Annotated in this window: 14 protein-coding genes; 3 read left to right on the top strand and 11 right to left on the bottom strand. The window is 74.0% G+C overall.

Translation table 11 applies throughout. The features are described 5' to 3' along the window. Nucleotides 1-5: 5 nt before the first annotated feature. The 7 genes from ACIG5E_RS32315 to ACIG5E_RS32285 all read right to left on the bottom strand — a co-directional run bounded on the left by ACIG5E_RS32315 (nucleotide 6) and on the right by ACIG5E_RS32285 (nucleotide 8,896). Nucleotides 6-1,121: a glycosyltransferase gene (locus tag ACIG5E_RS32315; RefSeq protein WP_396539515.1), complete on the bottom strand. Its 1,116-nt coding sequence runs from the start codon at nucleotides 1,119-1,121 to the stop codon at nucleotides 6-8. After that, nucleotides 1,118-1,975 carry a polysaccharide deacetylase family protein gene (locus ACIG5E_RS32310; protein ID WP_396539513.1) on the bottom strand — a complete coding sequence of 286 codons (858 nt, stop codon included), beginning with the start codon at nucleotides 1,973-1,975 and terminating at the stop codon, nucleotides 1,118-1,120. Before ACIG5E_RS32310 ends, ACIG5E_RS32315 begins: the two co-directional genes overlap by 4 nt. Continuing rightward, nucleotides 1,965-3,806, bottom strand: coding sequence for a lipid II flippase MurJ (locus ACIG5E_RS32305; RefSeq protein WP_396539511.1), 1,842 nt, complete (start codon nucleotides 3,804-3,806; stop codon nucleotides 1,965-1,967). The genes ACIG5E_RS32310 and ACIG5E_RS32305 overlap by 11 nt, the downstream gene beginning before the upstream one ends. After that, nucleotides 3,803-5,167 carry an O-antigen ligase family protein gene (locus ACIG5E_RS32300; RefSeq protein ID WP_396539509.1) on the bottom strand — a complete coding sequence of 455 codons (1,365 nt, stop codon included), beginning with the start codon at nucleotides 5,165-5,167 and terminating at the stop codon, nucleotides 3,803-3,805. The genes ACIG5E_RS32305 and ACIG5E_RS32300 overlap by 4 nt, the downstream gene beginning before the upstream one ends. Before the next feature lie 6 nt (nucleotides 5,168-5,173). Further along, nucleotides 5,174-6,688: a sugar transferase gene (locus ACIG5E_RS32295; protein ID WP_396539507.1), complete on the bottom strand. Its 1,515-nt coding sequence runs from the start codon at nucleotides 6,686-6,688 to the stop codon at nucleotides 5,174-5,176. Between the two features lie 396 nt (nucleotides 6,689-7,084). Beyond that, entirely contained in the window at nucleotides 7,085-8,239 is a 1,155-nt protein-coding gene (locus ACIG5E_RS32290; RefSeq protein WP_396539505.1) for a glycosyltransferase, read from the bottom strand. 216 nt (nucleotides 8,240-8,455) lie between these two features. Beyond that, nucleotides 8,456-8,896, bottom strand: a complete 441-nt coding sequence (locus ACIG5E_RS32285; RefSeq protein ID WP_396539503.1) for an SRPBCC family protein — start codon at nucleotides 8,894-8,896, stop codon at nucleotides 8,456-8,458. 103 nt (nucleotides 8,897-8,999) lie between these two features. Here ACIG5E_RS32285 and ACIG5E_RS32280 point away from each other — a divergent pair, with 103 nt between their 5' ends. After that, a complete protein-coding gene (locus ACIG5E_RS32280; RefSeq protein ID WP_396539501.1) occupies nucleotides 9,000-9,896 on the top strand; it encodes a HipA family kinase in 897 nt (298 codons plus the stop codon). A 12-nt stretch (nucleotides 9,897-9,908) separates the two neighbouring features. On the opposite strand, the gene ACIG5E_RS32275 is transcribed toward ACIG5E_RS32280, so the two are convergent. The 4 genes from ACIG5E_RS32275 to ACIG5E_RS32260 all read right to left on the bottom strand — a co-directional run bounded on the left by ACIG5E_RS32275 (nucleotide 9,909) and on the right by ACIG5E_RS32260 (nucleotide 14,720). Then, nucleotides 9,909-10,223, bottom strand: coding sequence for a hypothetical protein (locus tag ACIG5E_RS32275; RefSeq protein WP_396539499.1), 315 nt, complete (start codon nucleotides 10,221-10,223; stop codon nucleotides 9,909-9,911). A 163-nt stretch (nucleotides 10,224-10,386) separates the two neighbouring features. After that, a complete protein-coding gene (locus ACIG5E_RS32270) occupies nucleotides 10,387-11,877 on the bottom strand; it encodes a S8 family peptidase (protein WP_396539497.1) in 1,491 nt (496 codons plus the stop codon). A 248-nt stretch (nucleotides 11,878-12,125) separates the two neighbouring features. After that, nucleotides 12,126-13,265 carry an amidohydrolase family protein gene (locus ACIG5E_RS32265; protein WP_396539495.1) on the bottom strand — a complete coding sequence of 380 codons (1,140 nt, stop codon included), beginning with the start codon at nucleotides 13,263-13,265 and terminating at the stop codon, nucleotides 12,126-12,128. A 3-nt stretch (nucleotides 13,266-13,268) separates the two neighbouring features. Next, nucleotides 13,269-14,720: a glutamine synthetase gene (locus tag ACIG5E_RS32260; protein WP_396539493.1), complete on the bottom strand. Its 1,452-nt coding sequence runs from the start codon at nucleotides 14,718-14,720 to the stop codon at nucleotides 13,269-13,271. A 531-nt stretch (nucleotides 14,721-15,251) separates the two neighbouring features. Between ACIG5E_RS32260 and ACIG5E_RS32255 the strand changes: the two genes are divergently transcribed. Beyond that, nucleotides 15,252-17,027, top strand: a complete 1,776-nt coding sequence (locus ACIG5E_RS32255) for a 3-hydroxyacyl-CoA dehydrogenase family protein (protein ID WP_396539491.1) — start codon at nucleotides 15,252-15,254, stop codon at nucleotides 17,025-17,027. 230 nt (nucleotides 17,028-17,257) lie between these two features. Next, the gene (locus ACIG5E_RS32250) at nucleotides 17,258-18,178 is read left to right on the top strand and encodes a TetR family transcriptional regulator (protein WP_396539489.1); all 921 of its coding nucleotides are present in this window, start codon (nucleotides 17,258-17,260) and stop codon (nucleotides 18,176-18,178) included. Nucleotides 18,179-18,663 lie beyond the last annotated feature (485 nt).

Genomic DNA, 18,663 nt, shown 5'->3' with positions numbered 1-18,663 from the left:
GGCGGTCAGACGCGGGCCAGCCGGTCGTAGAGGGCGCCCAGGTCGGCGGCGACCCGGGCGATGTCGTAGTGGCCGACGGCCGGGGGGTGCGGCAGCGGGTCGGCGATGTGGCCGCTCAGCTGCCGCAGGTCGCGCAGCGCGGCGGCGTACGCGGCGGGCTCGGAGGGGATGCGGCGGGCCTGCGGGGCGGCGCTGGGCGGGAGTTCGTCGAGCGCCGGGCAGGCGCTGTGCCGCACCGGCAGCCCGGCCGCGAGGCCCTCCAGCACGCCGAGGCCGAAGGTCTCCGCGGTGGAGGGGGCCGCCAGCACGTCCATGGCGGCCAACAGATCGGGCACGTCGTCGCGCTCGCCGGTGAGCACCAGCCGCTCCCGGACGCCGAGTTCGGTGGCCCGGCGCTCCAGTTCGGCGCGCTCGGGGCCCTCCCCGACCAGCATCAGCCTGGTCGCCGGGTCGAGGTCCACGAGCGCCGCCACCAGCACCTCGAAACGCTTGCCGGGGACCAGTCGGCCGACCCCGCCGACCACCCAACTGCCCTCCGGCAGACCCAGTTCGGCCCGGACCCGGCCGCGGGCGGCGGACCGCTCGGCGGGCGGGCGGCGGTAGCCGGCGGTGTCGATGCCGTTGGGGATCAGCTCGATCCGGGTCGGCGGGACGCCCCAGGAGCGCAGCGTCTGGGCGACCTGCCGGGAGACCGCGACGGTGGTGCTGCCGAGGCGCTCGGCAGCCAGGTAGAGGCCCTTGACGCCCCGGGTGACCGGCCGGCCCTCGATCACCCCGGCGTGCAGCGAGTGCTCGGTGGAGACCACCGCCCGCACCCCGGCCAGCCGCGCGGCCAGCCGGCCGTACAGCTGGGCGCGGTAGAGGTGGGTGTGCACCAGGTCGTAGCGGCCGGCCCGGACCAGCCGGACCAGCCGGGGCAGCGCGCCGAGGTCCCGGTTGCCGCGCATGCCGAGGTGGTGGACGGTCACCCCGTCCGCGCGCAGCGCGTCGGCGACCGTGCCGGGGTTGGTCAGGGCGAGCACCTCGCAGCGCTGGTGCGGCGGCAAGTGGCGCAGCAACAGGTGGAGTTGACGCTCCGCGCCGCCCGAGGCGAGCCCGGTGACGATGTGCAGCACCCTCACGGCCGGCGCTCCTGGCGGCCGCGCTTCAGCTCGGCGACGGCGTCCCGCAGCTGGTGCCGGCCCTTCTTGGCGCGCAGCCGCCAGGCGCCGTCGCGGTCGCCGACGTAGCAGCGGGGCAGGGCGAAACGGCCGGTGAGCGGGGAGTGGGCGATGGCGCAGGCGTAGTCGTACCCGGCGTCGCGCACGGCCAGGGTGGCGGGCGAGTCGACGGCGCCGTACGGGTAGCAGAAGCCGGTGACCGGGCCGCCGACCACCTCCTCCAGCAGCCGCCGGCTCTCCCGGGTCTGCGCCGCGAGGACGTCGGCGGGCAGGCCGGGCAGCGCCTGGTGGCCGAGGCCGTGCGAGCCGATCTCCCAGCCCGCGGCGGCGAGTTCGGTGACCTCCTCGACGGTGAGCAGCTTCTTGCGCGGACCCTCGGTGTCCCAGCCGTTGTCCTGGCCGAGGAGGTCGGCGACCACGTACGCGGTGGCGGTGAAGCCGTACGCCTGCAGAATCGGTACCGCGTAGCGGGCGAAGTCCGCGTAGCCGTCGTCGAAGGTGAGGCCGACCAGCTTGTCGTCCCGCCCGTGCCCGTTGGCCCGGGCCCGCATCAGCTCGCGGATCGAGACCCCGCGCCGCCCGCGCCTGTGCAGCCAGGCGATCTGCTCGGCGAACCGCTCGGGGCTGACGGTGAGTTGGTATGGATCCTCCTCCTCGACCGCCACCGAGTGGTACATCAGGATCCACGGCGAGGAGGAGCCTGGGTCGGCGGGTTCACCGACCGGACGGCGGCTCCTGGGCAGTCGCGCCCGGTCGGGCGGGGCGTTTGTGACGCCCGCCTGGGCCGAACGGACGGTTCCCCGTTCATTGTCCATGGGGAAACTTCCCTTCATCGGCGACGATTGGCGGGTCCAGGGCCTCTCCGGCGGACCTCGTCGGATCGGCGGCTGACGACAGTGCGGCGAGGCGCGTGCCCGGACGCCGCGGGCCCGGCGGGATCCGCCGGAGAGGCGCCCGACCCATGACCCGGGCGGCGGCGAGGACCGGGCCCCGCACCTCCCGCGCACCGAGTCCGGTGCCGAGGGCGGCGAAGGCCAGCGCCACGGTGAGGCCCCCGGCGAGGGTCGAGAACAGCGGGTCGGCGGCCAGGCCGGCGGCGGCGGCGCCCAGCGCGGTGGCGCCGGCGGCGGTGCCGACCAGCCGAGCGTGGCCGCCGAGCACCCGGCGCAGCCTCAGCGGGATGCCGCGCAACACCAGGCCGCGCAGCAGCAGCACGGCGGTCGCGGTGATCCCGGCCGCGTTGCCGGCGGCCAGGCCGAGGGCGCCGAAGCGGGGCGTGGCGAGCAGGCCGACGGTGACGGTCACGCCGAGCCCGAGCAGCATCGCGGCGAGCGGGTACCAGTCCAGCAGCCGGCGGCCGCCGTCCTCGGCCCGCGGATCGCCGGCCCGGCGGACCACCGGGCGCAGCGAGAAGTACGGTCGGATCATCACGCCGGTCAGCGCCTGGGCGGGCAGGCCGAAGCTGTACACCCGGATGACGTCGGCGGTGGCGGCGGTGTCGTGGGGGCCGAAGGCGCCGCGCTGGAACAGCAGCGAGACCACCGAGGGGGCGCAGGCCATCAGGAAGGCGGTGCCGAGCAGGACGACCGCGGCGGCCTGGCCGAGGTCCTTCTCGACCCGGTCGCGGGCGGCCGTGAGGTCCCCCGCCGCGAGCGCCCGGGCGACCAGCGGGAAGGTGACGGTGCAGATCAGGATGCCCGCCGTCATGGCGAGTTGGGAGACCTTGGCGGCGTAGTTGAGGTGCGAGATGGTGCCGGGCGGCAGCGCCGAGCCGAGGTAGCGCTCGACGAATACCTGGGACTGGCGGGTCAGCGTGAAGGCCGCCACCGGCAGCAGGGCCAGCGGCATCAGCACCAGGGTGTTGCGGCTGCGCCGGCTGCGGCCGGCGCCTGCCTGACCGGCCTGACCGGTCCGCAGCCGGCGCAGGAACGGGCCGACCAGCAGACCGGCCATCAGCAGGCTGCCGAGCCCCACGCCGAGGGCGGCGGAACGCACGCCGAGCAGGCCGTGGAAGCCGAACAGCAGGGCCAGGATGCCGAGGTTGTAGGCGACGTAGATGCCGGCCGGGGCGGTGAAGCTGTGGTGGGCGCGCAGCGCGGCGGCCAGGTAGCCGGCCACTCCGAAGGGCAGCACGGTGATCGCGGTGATCCGGGTGCAGACGACGGCCAGGCTCGGATCGGGCAGGCCGGGGGCGAGCAGCTCGACCAGCTGGGGGGCGCCCAGGGCGGCGGCCAGGGCCAACCCGCTGAGCGCCAGCAGCAGCCAGGGCAGGGTGGCGCGGACCAGGTGGCGGACCGGGTCGGGGGCGTCCGGGTCCTCGTCGCGCAGCACCAGGGCGAGGGCGAAGGCGGGCACCATGAGGAAGGACATGGCGTCCTCGATCAGCAGCGGGGCGGCCGTCTCGGGGACGGTCCAGGCGACCAGAAAGGCGTCGGTGCCCTGGCTGGCGCCGAAGTAGCGGGCCAGCAGGAGGTCGCGCAGCAGCCCGAGGCCGGACCCGGCCGCGCTGAGCACGGCGGTGATGCCGAAGGCCTTGACGAGGAACCCGCCGCGGGGCACCGGGTCGGGCCCGGGGGCGGGGGCTTCGGCCGGGGCGCTGCGGGGGGCCGGAAGGGAGGCGAGCGCGGCAGGCTGATCCGTGGTCACAGTGTCATCGCCCGCTCGTCGCAGTCGGCACCGGAGTGCCCCTTCGGCTCGGGGCGGGCCGCCTCCGGGAAGGCCGCGCGGGCGGCGAGGCCGAGGACGACGGAGGTCAGCACGGTGGTGGTGCCGCCGATGTCGGCGTAGAGGAAGTCGACCAGCACCCAGGTGAGCAGGGCGAGGGCGGCGAGCACCGTGCCGCGGCGGTGGCGGAGGCAGCCGAGCAGCAGGCTGAGGAAGAGCGCGGCGTAGGCGGTGATGCCGATCAGGCCCTGCTCGCTGAGCACCAGGAAGTACATGTTGTGCGGGGAGAGCAGCGGCTCGCGTTCGAAGCCGATGGTGGAGTCGGCGGCGTCGCTGCCGGAGGACAGCCGCAGCGGGGCGTGGCTGTCGCGCAGTCTGGGGAAGGCCTTCGGTCCGGCGCCGTGGACGGGGTGGTCCTGCCAGATCCGCCCGGCGGTGGCCCACAGGTCGTAGCGGTCGGAGACGGACTGGTCGGGCGCGGCGGAGACGGAGCCGATCGAGCTGAGCCGCTCGGTGACGCCGGAGGCGCCGAGGCCGAGGCCGCCGATCAGGACGACGGCGGCGGCCAGGCCCAGCACGGCGCTGCGGACCAGCAGCCGGGCGTCCGCGCGCAGCAACAGCATGGTGGCGGCGACGCCGGTGGCGATCCAGCTGCCGCGGCTGAAGGAGACGGCGAGCGGGAAGGCGAGGAAGGCGGCGGCGGCGAACATCGCGCGCCGCAGCCGGGCGTTGCCGCCCGGTCCGCGTTCGCCGAGGGCGAGGGCGAGGGCGGCGAGCAGCCCGTAGCTGACCACGGTGGACATCGCCATGATGTCCAGCGCGCCGAAGGTGCCGACGGCCCGGATCGGCTGGCCGGTGTAGGAGGCGCCGGTGCGGGTGAGGTACTGGTTCGCGCCGACCACGCCCTGGATCAGGGCGGCGAGCACGAAGGAGCCGAGGACGAGCCGCTGGTCGGTGCGGTCGCGCAGCGAGCAGAGCACGGCGACGGGCACCAGGACGAACACCTGGGTGAGCCGGACGAAGCCGGTGAGGCTGGTGGCCGGGTCGATCGAACCGGCGGTGGCGACGGCGGCGGCGACCACGATGGCGCCGAACAGCACGCCGGTGGTGCGGCTGATCGCGGGCAGCCGTCCGCGCAGCAGGTTGAGCGCGGTGAGTGCGACCAGGGCGAGCGAGGCGACGTCGGCGGCGGTGACGTGGACGGCCGCGGTGACGTCCTTCTCCCCGGTGGGCACGCAGACCAGCAGGACGGTGGCCGCGGCGAGCAGGCTCGGCCGGTCCGCGAGCGCGGGCAGGGCCCGCCGTAAGGCCGGACGTGGAAGGTCCGGAAGAGTCAGGGCCACGCCGGGTCAGCTCCCGTCCGGGTGGAGCATCAGCGCCGCCGTGCGACACAGGATCTTGACGTCCTGCCAGAGGCTCCAGCTCTCGATGTAGCGGTTGTCGAAGCGGGCCCGGTCCTCGATCGAGGTGTCCCCGCGCAGGCCGTTGACCTGGGCGAGACCGGTGAGGCCGACCGGGACGCGGTGTCGGTCGGCGTACTCGGGGTAGGCCTGGCTGAACCGCATGACGAAGTACGGGCGTTCGGGGCGCGGGCCGACCAGGCTCATGTCGCCGCGCAGGACGTTCCACAGCTGCGGCAGCTCGTCCAGCGAGCTCTTGCGCAGCAGGCGGCCGACGGCGCCCATCCGGTGGTCCTGGGAGATGTTCCAGCGGGTCGCCGACTCGTGCTCGTTGCTGGGGCGCAGGGTGCGGAATTTCAGGACGGTGAAGACCCGCCCGTCCAGGCCGGTGCGCTGCTGGCGGAAGAGCACGCCGGGGCCGGTGTCGAAGCGGACGGCGAGGGCGCACAGCGCGAGGACGGGGGCGAGCAGCAGCAGGCCGAACCCGGCGGCGGTGACGTCCAGGGCGCGCTTGACGGCCCAGCCGGGGCGGCGCATGGCCGGGCCGCCGAGCCGCAGGCAGGGAAAGCCCCACAGGTGGTCGGCGCCGGCGATCGGGGCGGTGGGTAGCGAGCCGTGCTCACGCAGTGCGGGCACCAGCCAGACCTGGCAGCCGAGCCGGGCGGCGTCGCGCAGGGCGGCGGCGGTCTCGGCCTCGTCGGCGGCTCCGGCGGTGGCGATCACGTGGTGGATCCGGTGCCGGCGGACCTCGCGCTCCAGCACCTCGCGGCCGCCGAGCACGGGCAGGTCGATGTCGCCGGCCAGCAGCGGCGGGTCGGCGTCCAGGAAGCCGACCGGGCGCATGCCGTACTCGCCGTGCTCGCTGAGCGCGGCGGCGACCTTGCGGCCGAGCCGGCCGGCGCCGAGCACCAGGACGGGGCTGGGGCGGCCGCGGCGGATCCGCCGGACCAGGTGGTAGAGGACGCCGCGACTGACGGCGGCGATCAGCAGCTGGGCGCCGAGCAGGACGGTGAGGCGGGCCGGGGTGGCCGGGCCGCAGTCGGGCCAGCGGCCGTCCAGGCAGCCGGCCAGGGTGACGGCGAAGGCGGTGGCGACCACGGCCCGGACGGCGAGGGCGGGCAGTTCGTCCAGGACGGACAGGGTGAGCCTGGTGCGGTAGAGGCCGCCGGCCAGGTTGAGCAGCAGGAGCAGGGGGAGGACTGCGGCGGCGCCGACCAGCGGGGCGAGCGGGACGGTCGCCCGGTTGGCGATGCCGGTGGCGGTGCACAGTGCGATCGCGTCGACCTGGACCAGTGCGAGCGGCAGGGCGAGCCGGGAGCGGACCGCCCTGCGGTGCCGGCGGGGCGCCGGCACGGCCTGGGTGTACGCCGCCCTGGTCGGCCGGTCGAGCAGCCCGGTGCCGGGCAGACGCGGTCCGGACAGGGGCCCGCCGGATCGCGGCACGCTCTCGTGGTCAATGGTCATCAGCGCACGAACTCCCCTGCTGTGTGCCCGGGGTGACGACCCCCCGGCATCGATAGGCGAGGGGCGGCCGTCCCGGCCCGGTGGGCGCGGTCCTGACAGCACCTGCTATCGCTGGCGGCTCTCGGTGGTCCCGCGAAGGGGCCCCCGATCGCGGAACTACTGGTCACCTTGGACGCGGCCGCGAGGGGCCCGGACGCGAATTTCCGGGACGAAATCGAATCGAAGCAGGCAAAATCCGACAATACCGAATCTGGCGATGTGGGCCGGAAGTTGACTTGCCGTTTCATTCCAGCCGCCCATTAATAGGTATTTCGGATTTGACGCCTCACCCATATCCGGTTGAGGGTGCGAATACTCCGGCGCCGGAACGGCGGGGATTCACGGCATGTGAAACGATCAGATCCGCTCTGGGACACGGGTCCGGCGCCGTCCGGCCGCCGGTCCGGCGCCCAGCAGGTCGCGGTACAGGGCGTCCACCTGTTCGACCACGGTACGGACGTCATGCCGGGCCACCACGTGCTCCCGCAGCCGGGCGCCGCGTCGCTCGCACTCGATCGGATCGGACAGCGCTTCCGCCATCCGGGTGGCGAGCGCGTCCACCTCCTCGGGCGGCACCACCGACCGCGCCCGCTCCCTCTGCGGCAGGCACTCCCGGGCGCCCGGCACGTCGGTCAGCAGCACCGGACGGGCGACCGCCATCGCCTCCAGCGGCGCCAGCGCCATGCCCTCCCAGCGCGAGGGCAGCACCACCAGGTCGGCCGCCGCCAGCCACGGGCGGGGATCCGGCACGTCCCCGACCAGCCGCACCCGGCACGGCTCGACCGACTCCCGGACCGTCTCCGCCACCCGCTGCTCCTCCGGCCCGCCGCCGACCAGCGCCAGCCGGGCCTGTGGCACCCGGCGCAGCACCTCCGGCCAGGCGGCCAGCAACACGTCCTGGCCCTTCTGTCGGCACAGCCGCCCGACGCACACCGCCAGCGGCGCGTCCAGGTCCAGCCCGAGCGCGATCCGGGCGGCCCGGCGGTCGGCCGGCGCGTAGTGGCGGACGTCCACGCCGTTGGGCACCACCGCCCAGTCGGCATGCACCCCGGCGGCCACGCCGTCCGCCCGTTCCTGGACGCTGACGCACAGCAGCCGGTGCGCCCAGCGGGTCGCGAAGCGCTCCCAGCGCAGCGTGGCGGCGGCCATCGGGCCGTCCACGGCGGCGAAGGACCAGGCGTGCGGCTGGAAGACGGTCGGCACCGCACCGCGCACGGCCAGCCGGCCGGCCAGCCCGGCCTTGGCGCTGTGCAGGTGGACCACATCGGGCGCGGCGGCCCGGACGATCCGGCGCAGCCGCCAGGCCTCGGCGGCGGTGGCCGGGCCGGGCGAGCGGTCGGCGGGCCAGCCCCGGACCAGCGCGCCCACCGCGGTGGCCTCCTCGGCTAGCCGCCCGCCGCGCGGACAGGCGACCAGCACCCGGTGCCCGGCCTCGCGCTGCCCCCGGGCCAGATCGACGACGACGCGGGCGACTCCGCCGTCCACCGGCTGCGAAATGTGAAGGATCGTCATATGCACGGCGGCGAGCCTAGGGTGGCTCCCCCGCGCCGCGTGGCCCCCGTCACCCGCAGGTGGCGGGCTGTCCACCCGTACGGCTTGCGGCTCGTACGGGCGGACGAGCCGCTCGAAATTCCGGGCGATTCACCCGGTCCACCGGAACGGCCTGCGCGCCAGTCCGGTTCCATAGATCCGGCTCAGCGGATCCGGTTCTGCTTCTGCGGATCCGGCTCAGCGGACCTCGGCGGCCAAGTTGGCCAGCACCTGGTCGTGGATCCGGTTCAGGCCCTTGGGGGCGAAGGTGCGCTCGAAGAAGCCGCCGATGCCGGTCGCGCCCTGCCAGGTGGCGGTGACGGTGACCTTCGAGCGGCCCTCGCCGGCGGCCGAGACGGTCCAGGTGATCACCATGCTGGAGTTGGCGTCCTTCTCCACCAGCTGGTCCGGCTTGGGCGCCGAGACGGTGAACAGGCAGTCGCGCACCCGCTTCTCGGTGGCCTGCAGCTTCCAGTGCACCTGGGTGCCTGCGCCGGTGCCGCCGACCCGCACCTCGTACTCGCTGTACTGCGTCGGCAGCAGCTTCGGGCGGGTCACCTGGTAGTCGGCCAGCGCCTCGTACACCCGCTCGGGGGCGGCGTCGTAGACCCGCTCGGTGGTGGCCTGCACCTGTCCCATGACCTTGCTCTCCTCGTGTGGTGGGTACCGATCTCCGTACCGTTCTCACCGGCAAGCCAATCACAGCGGCGCGGCGGTTACTCGGCGGGATAGGGTGACCGGTGTGCTCGATCTGGTGACTGCGCTGCGCTACGTGGACCCGCTGCGGGCCGGCGGCTCGGTGCCGGGCGTCGTGGAGACCGACGACCTGGGGACGTACGTGGTCAAGTTCACCGGTGCCGCCCAGGGCCGCAAGGCGCTGGTGGCCGAGGTGATCGTCGGCGAACTGGCCCGGCGGCTCGGGCTGCGGGTGCCGGAGCTGCGGCTGGTGGACTTCGACCCGGTGGTGGCCGCGGACGAGCCGGACGCCGAGATCCAGGACCTGCTCAAGGCCAGCGCCGGGCTCAACCTCGGGATGGACCTGCTGCCCGGGGCCGCGGACTACCGGCCGGGGATGATCCCGGTGGACTCCGCCGAGGCCGGGCGGGTGGTCTGGCTGGACGCGCTCACCGGCAACGTCGACCGCACCGTCCACAACCCCAACCTGGTGGTCTGGCACAAGCGGCTCTGGCTGATCGACAACGGCGCCGCGCTGATCTTCCACCACCGCTGGGCCACCGCCGAGGCGTCCGTCGGCAAGCGGTACGACCTCAGCGCCCACGCGCTCGGCGCCTGCGCCCCGGACGTCCGGCTGGCCGACGAGGACCTCGGGCCGCTGGTCACGGTCGAGCTGCTGGAGCAGGTGGTGGCGCTGGTCCCGGACGAGTGGCTGGCCGACGAGCCCGGCTTCGACTCGGTGGACGCCGTCCGGCACGCGTACGTCAGCCACCTGGCCGCCCGGGCGGTGCTCTCCGAGGAGTGGCTGCCGGAGGGCTTCGCCACCCCCGAGCAGCTGCGCGAGGCGGAGCTGCGGCACGCGGCCCGGACCCGGGCCGGTCGGCCGGCCTGGTTGCGGGAGGTGCCGGACCTGCACGGCAAGCCGTCGGTGGAGACGGTCTGGGAGCACCACTTCGAGGGCTAGGACTCGGGTGGGCTAGCTCCAGCTCAGCGAGAAGTACTCGATCGCGGTGCCGGCCAGCAGGCCGAAGCCGACCAGCGGGAACGCGACGTCCCTGGACAGCCGCTGCACCCGCGCGATCAGGAGCGTGGCGCCCAGTCCGAGCAGCGGGCCCGCGACCACGAGCAGCGGGAAGAGCAACGCGGCGGCACGGCCGCTGGCGAACGCCATCACCCCGACCATGAAGGCGCCGAGGCCGAGGGGCACCAGCATCGGCGCGGCGAGGAGGAGTTCGACCACGCCGAGGGCCAGTGCGAGCTGCTTGCGTGGGCGGGGGAGGGTCTCGGCCATGCCGCTCGACTCCTGTGGTGGATCCGGTGGTTACGGATCCCCATCCTGTGCGGCGGGGGTGGCTGCGGCCTGAGTACGGGTACTCAAACGCAGCTGGGGAGCGGGACCATGGGCCCCGCTCCCCAGCTCAGCGTTCGGTGCTCAGCGCTCGGTGGTCAGCGCGTCAGCGCCACCACTGGACCGCCTTCTCGGCGTTGATGATGCCCGCGCCGTAGAAGCCGTTGTCGTCCGCGCCGCCCTCGCAGGTGGCCGTGAACTGGCCGGTGTTGCCCGGGTTGTACACGCCGGTCGGGCAGGCGTGGGACTCGGCCTGGTTGGTCAGCAGCTCGGTCAGCTCGTCCGGGCTGGCCCACGGGAAGGTGCTGGCGAGCAGCGCGACCACGCCGGTGACGTGCGGGGTGGCCATCGAGGTGCCCTGCATGTACCCGTACTTGTTGCCCGGGATGGTCGACAGGATGCGACCGTTCTTGTCCGGGGTGTTCGGGATCTGGTAGCGGGCGTCACCGCCCGGCGCGGCGACGGTGACGACGCCCTTGCCGTAGCTGGAGTAGTACGACTTGTCGCCGTTGACGCCGACCGCGGAGACCGCGATCACGCCGGGCAGCTCGGTCGGCAGCGACAGGCAGTCGTTGGTGACCGGGCGGGTGCCGGGCTTGGTGTCGTCCGGGCTGGAGACGTCAGTGGTCTTGTGCGCCAGGTCGATGTTCTCGTTGCCCGCGGCGGCGACGTTCAGGACGCCCTTGCGCTGCGAGAAGGCGACGGCCTTGCGGATCGCGTCCGAGACCGCGGCCTGGTCCTTGTCGTTCGGGCAGTTGAACATCCACGGGTCGACGTAGTAGCTGTTGTTCGTCACCTTGAAGCCGTGCTCGCCGGCCCAGACGAAGCCGCAGACCGCGTTCTCCGGGTAGATGAAGCCACCGTCGTCGACGACCTTGACCGCGGCCAGCTTCACGTTCGGGGCGATGCCGACGATGCCCTTGCCGTTCTTGGCGGCGGCGATCGTGCCGGCCACGTGGGTGCCGTGGTCGCTGGTGGTCGGCTGCCAGGCCTTCCAGTCGGTGTTGGTCTTGCCGTCGATGCAGGAGACCGACTGCGAGGCGTCCACGTTGGCGGCCAGGTCCTCGTGGGTGGCGTCGATGCCGGAGTCCAGCACGCCGACGGTGACGTTGCGGCTGCCCAGCGAGATCTTGTGCGCCTTGTCGACGCCGATCTGGCGCATGTCCCACTGGTTGGGCTCGTACGGCTCCTGGCCGTCGGCAGCGGCGGCGGCGCCGGTCGGCTCGGCGGCGACCTCGGCCTTGCCCTGGTCCGCGGCGAGGATGCCCTTGGTGCGGCTGGCGCCGACGGAGTCGACGCCCTTGGCCAGGCGCAGCTTCTCCGCGAACTTGGTGTCGTTGGAGCGGGCGACCACGACGCCGACCTGCTCGTACGACTGGACCACCGTGCCGCCGAGGCCGGTGATGGCCTTCTCGACCTTCTGCACCTGACCGTGGTTGGCCTTGGTGTTGACGACGTAGCTGAGCAGCGGACCGGTCGTCGAGTCACCGGTGGGCGCCGCGACGGCGGTGCCGGCCGGGAGCGCGAGGGCGCCGGCGGTGGCGAGCACGAGGCCCACTGCCGCGTACCGGGTCCGGCTGATCCGAGTAGCTCTCATTGGGGTTGGCCCTCCCGAGTCGTCATGCGGCAGCTGCGGTGTGGCAGGTGCGCTGGGATGACCGGGACGTTAATGAATATTCGCTGAAAAGCGCAAGAGGTAGTCATCTAATCGTCACATCTCGACCAACAGCGGAGGTTAACGCTCCATCGGTCAACAAGGGCAACAGAGCTGAAGATTGTTAAAAAGTGATGGTTCGCCGACGAGCCGACGCAGCTGGGCATGTACGCGAAAGACCGCCGGAGCGCCTACTGGAGCGCGTACAACCGGCGTGCGTTGTCAGCGGCGATCAGTCGTGCCAGCCGCTGGGCGTCCGGGGCCGAACAGGCACCGCCCGCCTGCCAGTCGGAGAGCAGCATGCCCAGTCCGTACCGGAACTGTGCGGCGCCCACCGAGAACAGTTCGGGAAGTCCGTAGGCATCGGTGGAGAACAGCAGTTTTCCGAACGGCGCCAGTTCCAGCATCTCGCCGAGCACCGCCGCCACCCGCGGCCCAGTGTACGAGGCCGTCAGCCCGAGATCGGTGTACACCGTCGGAAAGGCCTGGGCCAGCCAGGCGGCCTGTCGGTGGTACGGATAGCCGTGCAGCAGCACCAGCGGGACGCCGCTCGGCTCGGCGGCGCGGACGAAGTCGGTCAGCAGGGACGGGTCTGCGCGGTGCAGGGTGAGGTCGGGATCGCCGAAGCCGGTGTGGAGCTGGAGCGGCAGGCCCAGCTCGGCACAGACGTCCACGGCCGTCCAGAGCAGGTGGTGCAGCAGCACCGGGTCGGCCAGCCGGGCGCGCCCGTTGCGCAGCCGGGCCCCGGCGGCGGCCACCACGGAAGGGCGCGCGGGCCGTTCCGCCGGGACGGCCAGACCATGCCGGTAGGCGAGCACCGACTTGACCGCGACCGCGCCGGTGGCGGCCGCCGCCAGGGCCTCGCCGACGGCCCGCGGCCAGTCCTCGGCGCCGGACGCCACCGTCTCGGCCACCGTCTCCAGTCGGACCACCTCGCGCACCACCGCCCCGGTGGCCTCGGCGAGTTCGGTCAGCGGCAGCAGCTCGCGGCCCGCGGCGGCGGTCAGCCCGGTGTCCACCAGGCAGGTGTCCAGCCCGGTGGCCGCGAGCAGCCGGCGGGTGGCCTCGGCGGCGCCCAACTCGCGCCGCCGGGCCAGGTAGTCGGCGGCCGGGGCGTGCGCGGGCAGGCCGAGCGCGGGCGGACACCAGCGCCGCACGGCCAGGCCGAGTGCGCTGTCGAAGGGCGAACAGCCGGGCGCGGGCGGGCGGTCGGACTCGGTGAGCAGCCCGGCCAGGGCGTCGTCGGCGAGGTCGGCGGCCACCACGCTGTGGCAGTGGTGGTCGACCAGCGCCGGCACCTCCAGGGCCTCCGGGACCTCCGGACGGGCCACCGGTCAGTACCTCCAGCGCGTCGCCGCGACCAACTCCTCGGGGCCGACGGCCGCGTACTGCTCGGCCTCGGCTCGGCGCACCGCCAGCACCGCCTGGTGGAGCGGCTCGCCGAGCGCCTCGCGCAGCACCGCCGAGCGCTCGTACGCGGCGATCGCCTCGGCCGGGCCCTGCGGCAGGCGGGGCACCGTGCCGGGCTCGGCGGCGGCCGGATCACCGGTGAACTCCGGCGGCAGGACGTGGCGTTGCTCCAGCCCGGCGAGCCCGACGGCGATCACCGCGCCGACCGCCAGGTACGGGTTGGCGCTCGCGTCGAAGCACTTGACCTCGGCGTTCGCGGTGGCGGCCCGCTCCCCGGTGGAGCCGGTCACCAGGCGTAGCGCGGCCTCCCGGTTCTCCAGGCCCCAGCACTGGTACGCCCCGGCCCAGTGCGAGGGCACCAGCCGCAGGTACCCGGCGGGGCTGGAGCAGCCCAGCACCAGGAGTTCGGGCAGGGCCTGGAGCACCCCGGCGAGGAAGCCCTCGGCCTCGGCCGTCAGCCCGTGCGGGCCGGAGCCGCCGTGGCCGAGGTTGCGGCCGTCCCGCCAGAGGCTGAGGTGCAGGTGCCCGCCGTTGCCGACCCCGTCGGGCTCGACCACCGGGGCGAAGGACGTCCGCAGGCCGTACCTGGCGGAGACGGCGCGGATGGTGTGCCGGACCAGGACGGAGGTGTCGGCGGCGCCGACCGGGCCCTCGGGGGCGACCGAGACCTCGAACTGGCCCGGCGCGTACTCGGGGTGGACCTGCAGCACGCTGAGCCCCTGCTGGCCGAGGGCGCGCAGGACGTCCCGCAGGTAGTCGGAGAGGTCGGTGAGGCGGTGCATGCCGTACGCGGGGCCGTGCGTCGGGTACTGCGGCGGCTCGTTCGGGGCCCCGGCCAGGGCCACCACCCACTCGACCTCGATGCCGGCCTTGAGGCTCAGCCCGCGGGCGGCGGCCGCGGCCTCCATCCGGCGGGCGAACAGCCGTTGGCAGCCGGGGTGCGGGCCGCCGGCCTGGGTGTGGCGGTCCCCCGGGGCCCAGGCCCAGCCGGGCTGGGCGGCCAGCGGGACGAGCCGGTCGAGGTCGGGGTAGAGCCTCAAGTCCCCGGTGGGGCCGCCGATGATCGGGCTGGTGGTGATGGTGTCGTCGGCGAGGAACACGTCGAAGCAGGGCGCTGTGCCGACGCCCCACTCGGCCGCGTGCACCAGGCTGCCGAGCGGCACGGCCTTGACCCGGGAGATGCCGGCGTTGTCCACCCAGGTGACGGCCACCACCTCGACAGCGGCGGTGCGCAGCCGGTCGGCCGCCTCCTCGGCCCGCGCGGCGCGCTCGGCCCGCGGGGGCAGCGCGACGGCGGCCGCGACGGCGGCCGCGGATGCGCCGGGGCCGAGCGGCTCGGCGGGACCAGCGGCCTGGGAGGTGGTGACGGTGCCCATGCCACCATGCTGCCCCTGGAACCGGGTGCGGGTAACTCCCCTATCGAGTGGAACAAACGGACGCCCGTCCGCCCGTTCACTCGTTCGGGGCTGCGGCGTCCAGTGCGCTCCCGGGCACGGTGTGTTCGGCTTTCCACTCCCGCCCTCTTCCTACCGGCGAGTAGCTTCGCTACAGTGGCCGCACGCACCACCGCCGGGCTTCGGGAGCCGCACCGGCAGGAGGTCGCGGTCGCCGTGTCTGCGGTGCCCGCGCGGTGCGTCTTCACCGGCCGGTGCCGCGAACCGCGGCGGGCCGGGTTTCTCTCCTTGTATCAGCGTCGCTTCCTTCACCTTCGAGCGCCTGAGTACCACGGCACACCCCGCAGTTCGGCCGGAGCGGACCGGCCGGCGCCCGGGTCTGCCGGACCCGTCATCTCCCCAAGCCCCCGCGCGTGAACCCTCCTCCGGCGGCGGCCGCCCCCGTTTCGCCGACGGGTGCGGCGGCCCGCCCGCCGGAGCACGCGCGGGCCCTTCATGACTAGGAGTCAGGACATGGAGCGTCCCTTCCCCACCGTGGCCGTCGTCGGCCTCGGCACGATGGGTGCCGGCGTCGCGGTGGCGGTCGCCAGGAGCGGCCGCCGGGTGATCGGCATCGAGGCCACCGAGGACTCCGCCGCCCGGGCGCTGGCCCGGATCGAGGAGGCGACCGCGCACGCGGTCGACCGGGAGCGGATCACCGCCGAGGAGCGCACCGCGCTGCTGGCCCGGATCTCGGTCGGGCACGCGCTGGCGGCCGCCGCCGAGGCGGACCTGGTGATCGAGGAGGTCCCCGAGCAGCTGGAGCTGAAGCGGGAGGTCTTCGCCGAGCTGGACCGGATCTGCCCGGAGGGCACGGTGCTGGCCACCGGCACCACCGCCCTGTCGGTGACCCGGATCGCGGCCGCGACCGCCCGTCCGGAGCGGGTGCTCGGCCTGCACTTCTTCAACCCGGTGCACACCATGAAGCTGGTCGAGGTGGTCCGCACCGTGCTGACCTCCCCGCAGACCGCCGAGGACGCCGCCGCCTTCGCCCGCGATCTGGGCAAGGAGCCGGTGGCGGCCGGCGACCGGGCCGGTTTCGTGGTGAACGGCCTGCTGTTCGCGTACCTGAACCAGGCCGCCGCGATGTACGAGTCCAAGTACGCCTCCCGGGAGGACATCGACGCCGCGATGCGGCTCGGCTGCGGCCTGCCGATGGGCCCGCTGGCGCTGCTCGACCTGATCGGCGTCGACACCGCGCGCACCGTGCTGGAGGCGATGTACGAGCAGTCCCGCGACAAGCTGCACGCGCCCGCGCCGATCCTCGGCCAGCTGGTCTCGGCCGGACTGCTGGGCCGCAAGTCCGGGCGCGGCTTCTACACCTACGAGGCGCCGGGCTCGTCCAAGGCCGTGGACGCGGCGACCGGACCGGCCCGCGCCAAGGTGCCCGGCCGCGCCGTGCACACGGTCGGGGTCTGCGGCTCGGGCACGATGGCCACCGGCATCGCCGAGGTGTTCGCCAAGGCCGGGCACCCGGTGCTGCTGGCCGCCCGCAGCCAGGAGAAGGCCGAGAAGGCCAAGGCGCAGCTGGCGAAGTCGCTGGAGCGCTCGGTCACCAAGGGCCGGCTGAGCAGGGAGCAGCTGGACGCCGCGCTGGCGCTGGTCACCCCGGTCGGCCAGTACTCCGAGCTGGCCGAGGTGGACCTGGTGGTCGAGGCGGTCGCCGAGGACCTGGCGGTCAAGCGGGAGCTGTTCGCCACCCTGGACAAGATCGTCCGCCCGGGCGCGGTGCTCGCCACCACCACCTCCTCGCTGCCGGTGATCAGCTGTGCGACCGCCACCTCGCGGCCGCAGGACGTGATCGGCATGCACTTCTTCAACCCGGCCCCGGCGATGAAGCTGGTCGAGGTGGTCTCCACCGTGCTGACCGCACCGGACGTCACCGCGACGGTGCTGGAGCTGACCGCGAAGGTGCGCAAGCACCCGGTGGAGTGCGGCGACCGGGCCGGTTTCATCGTCAACGCGCTGCTGTTCCCCTACCTGAACGACGCGGTGCGGATGCTCCAGGAGCACTACGCGACGGTGGACGACATCGACACCGCGATGAAGCTGGGCTGCGGCTACCCGATGGGCCCCTTCGAGCTGCTGGACGTGGTCGGCCTGGACGTCTCGCTGACCATCGAGCAGGTGCTGCACCAGGAGTTCCGCGAGCCGGGCCTGGCCGCCGCGCCGCTGCTGGAGCACCTGGTGGCGGCGGGCTGCCTGGGCCGCAAGACCGGCCGCGGGTTCCGCGACCACGCGCGCCGGTGACCACGGCACGGGCCGGGGGCGAGCAGGTGCCGTACGACCCGGCAGCGGGGTCGGGCGGCGCCCACGGCAACGGCGGCGCCGCGTACGGCTCCGGGTCCGGCGCGCGCCCCGGCTGGACCCCGGGGGCGGTGTCCGCTCGCTGGCCCAGACCGGCCGTGACCGGCCCGGTCACGCCGGTGCGCCGGGGAAGGGCCGCGGGCGCGCAGCCCGGGCCGTGTAGCGTTCCGGACATGGATCGGGTTCAGTCAGCCTCCCCGCAGCACTCCGCCGGACCGCGCGGCACCGACCGGACGGCCGGCCCGTCCGGGGGCGCCGCTCCGGAGGCGGGGCCGGGCAGCCGCCGGGCGGCGGCGCAGCGTCAGCAGATGCGCCAGGACCTGGCCGCGGCGGCGATGGAGCTGTTCGCCTCGCAGGGCTACGAGGAGACCACGGTCGACCAGATCGCCGCGGCCGCCGGGGTGGCCCGGCGCACCTTCTTCCGGTACTTCCGGTCGAAGGAGGAGGCGATCTTCCCCGACCACGACGACACCCTGGTCCGGGTGGCCGACCTGCTGGCCAGCGCCGAGCCGGAGGAGCACCCGCTGGACGTGGTCTGCCGCGGCATCAAGGAGGTGCTGCGGATGTACGCCTCCACCCCGGGGGTGTCGGTCGCGCGGTACCAGTTGATCCGTCAGGTCCCGACGCTGCGCGAGCGCGAGATCGCCGTGGTGGCCCGGTACGAGCGGCTGTTCACCCGCTACCTGCTGGGCCGGTTCGACACCGGTGAGCCGATCCCGTCGGGCTGGCAGCGCGGCGGCGAGGACGACTCGATGCTGGCCGAGGTGTCGGCGGCGGCGGTCGTCGCGGCGCACAACCACGTGCTGCGGCGCTGGCTGCGGGCCGGCGGCCGGGGGGACGTGGAGGCGCAGCTGGACCACTCCTTCGAGGTGATCCGGCGGACCTTCTGGGCCGCCAGCTCGCCGGGTGCCAGACGCCGGGGCTCGGTGGTGGCACCGGGTGCCAGTGGGATGCCAGGGGACGGGGTGGCGGAGAGCGCACTGAGTGCCAGCCCCGCAGGTGAGGTGCTCATCACAGTAGCCCGTACGGACGCTCCACTGGACGTCGTGGTGGACAGCATCCGGGCCGCACTGAGCAGCGCCCGGGACGCCTGAGGCCCATAAAACAGCAGGTCAGGGGCATATTGAGGGCCCGCGCCGAATCGTCGGCGCGGGCCCTCGGCGTACCCGCACTACGAGGGTCTCGCGCCTTTCCAGAGCGTCGGAATTCCTGACACCCGGTGTCTTTACGAGTGGCACAGGGTGCCACTACCTTGTTACTCACCAGTCGCGGCGCCGCGGCTCCCCACCTCGGCGCGCCGTCGTCCGGCGTTCCCACACCCCGGGAGCTGTGCCAGACCAGCAGTGCAGACCCGCCCGGACCACCACCGGGCGACCGCCTGACCGCCAACCACCCACCTCAGCGAAGCCGGTGTCCGCTCCCGGCTCCCCCAGACGCCCTGTGACCCTCACACAGGTACGCCTTCGGAGGCAGCCATGCAGGAAATCCTCGACGCGATCCTCAGCTCCGACGCCACGTCGGCGGACTTCGCGGCGATCAAGCTCCCCGAGTCCTACCGGGCGGTCACGCTCCACAAGGA

Origin of the sequence: Kitasatospora sp. NPDC053057, from assembly GCF_044546945.1 — a bacterium.
Lineage (GTDB): Bacteria > Actinomycetota > Actinomycetes > Streptomycetales > Streptomycetaceae > Kitasatospora.
Note: the sequence above shows the minus strand (reverse complement) of the source record. Positions and strands in the feature narration are given on the sequence as shown.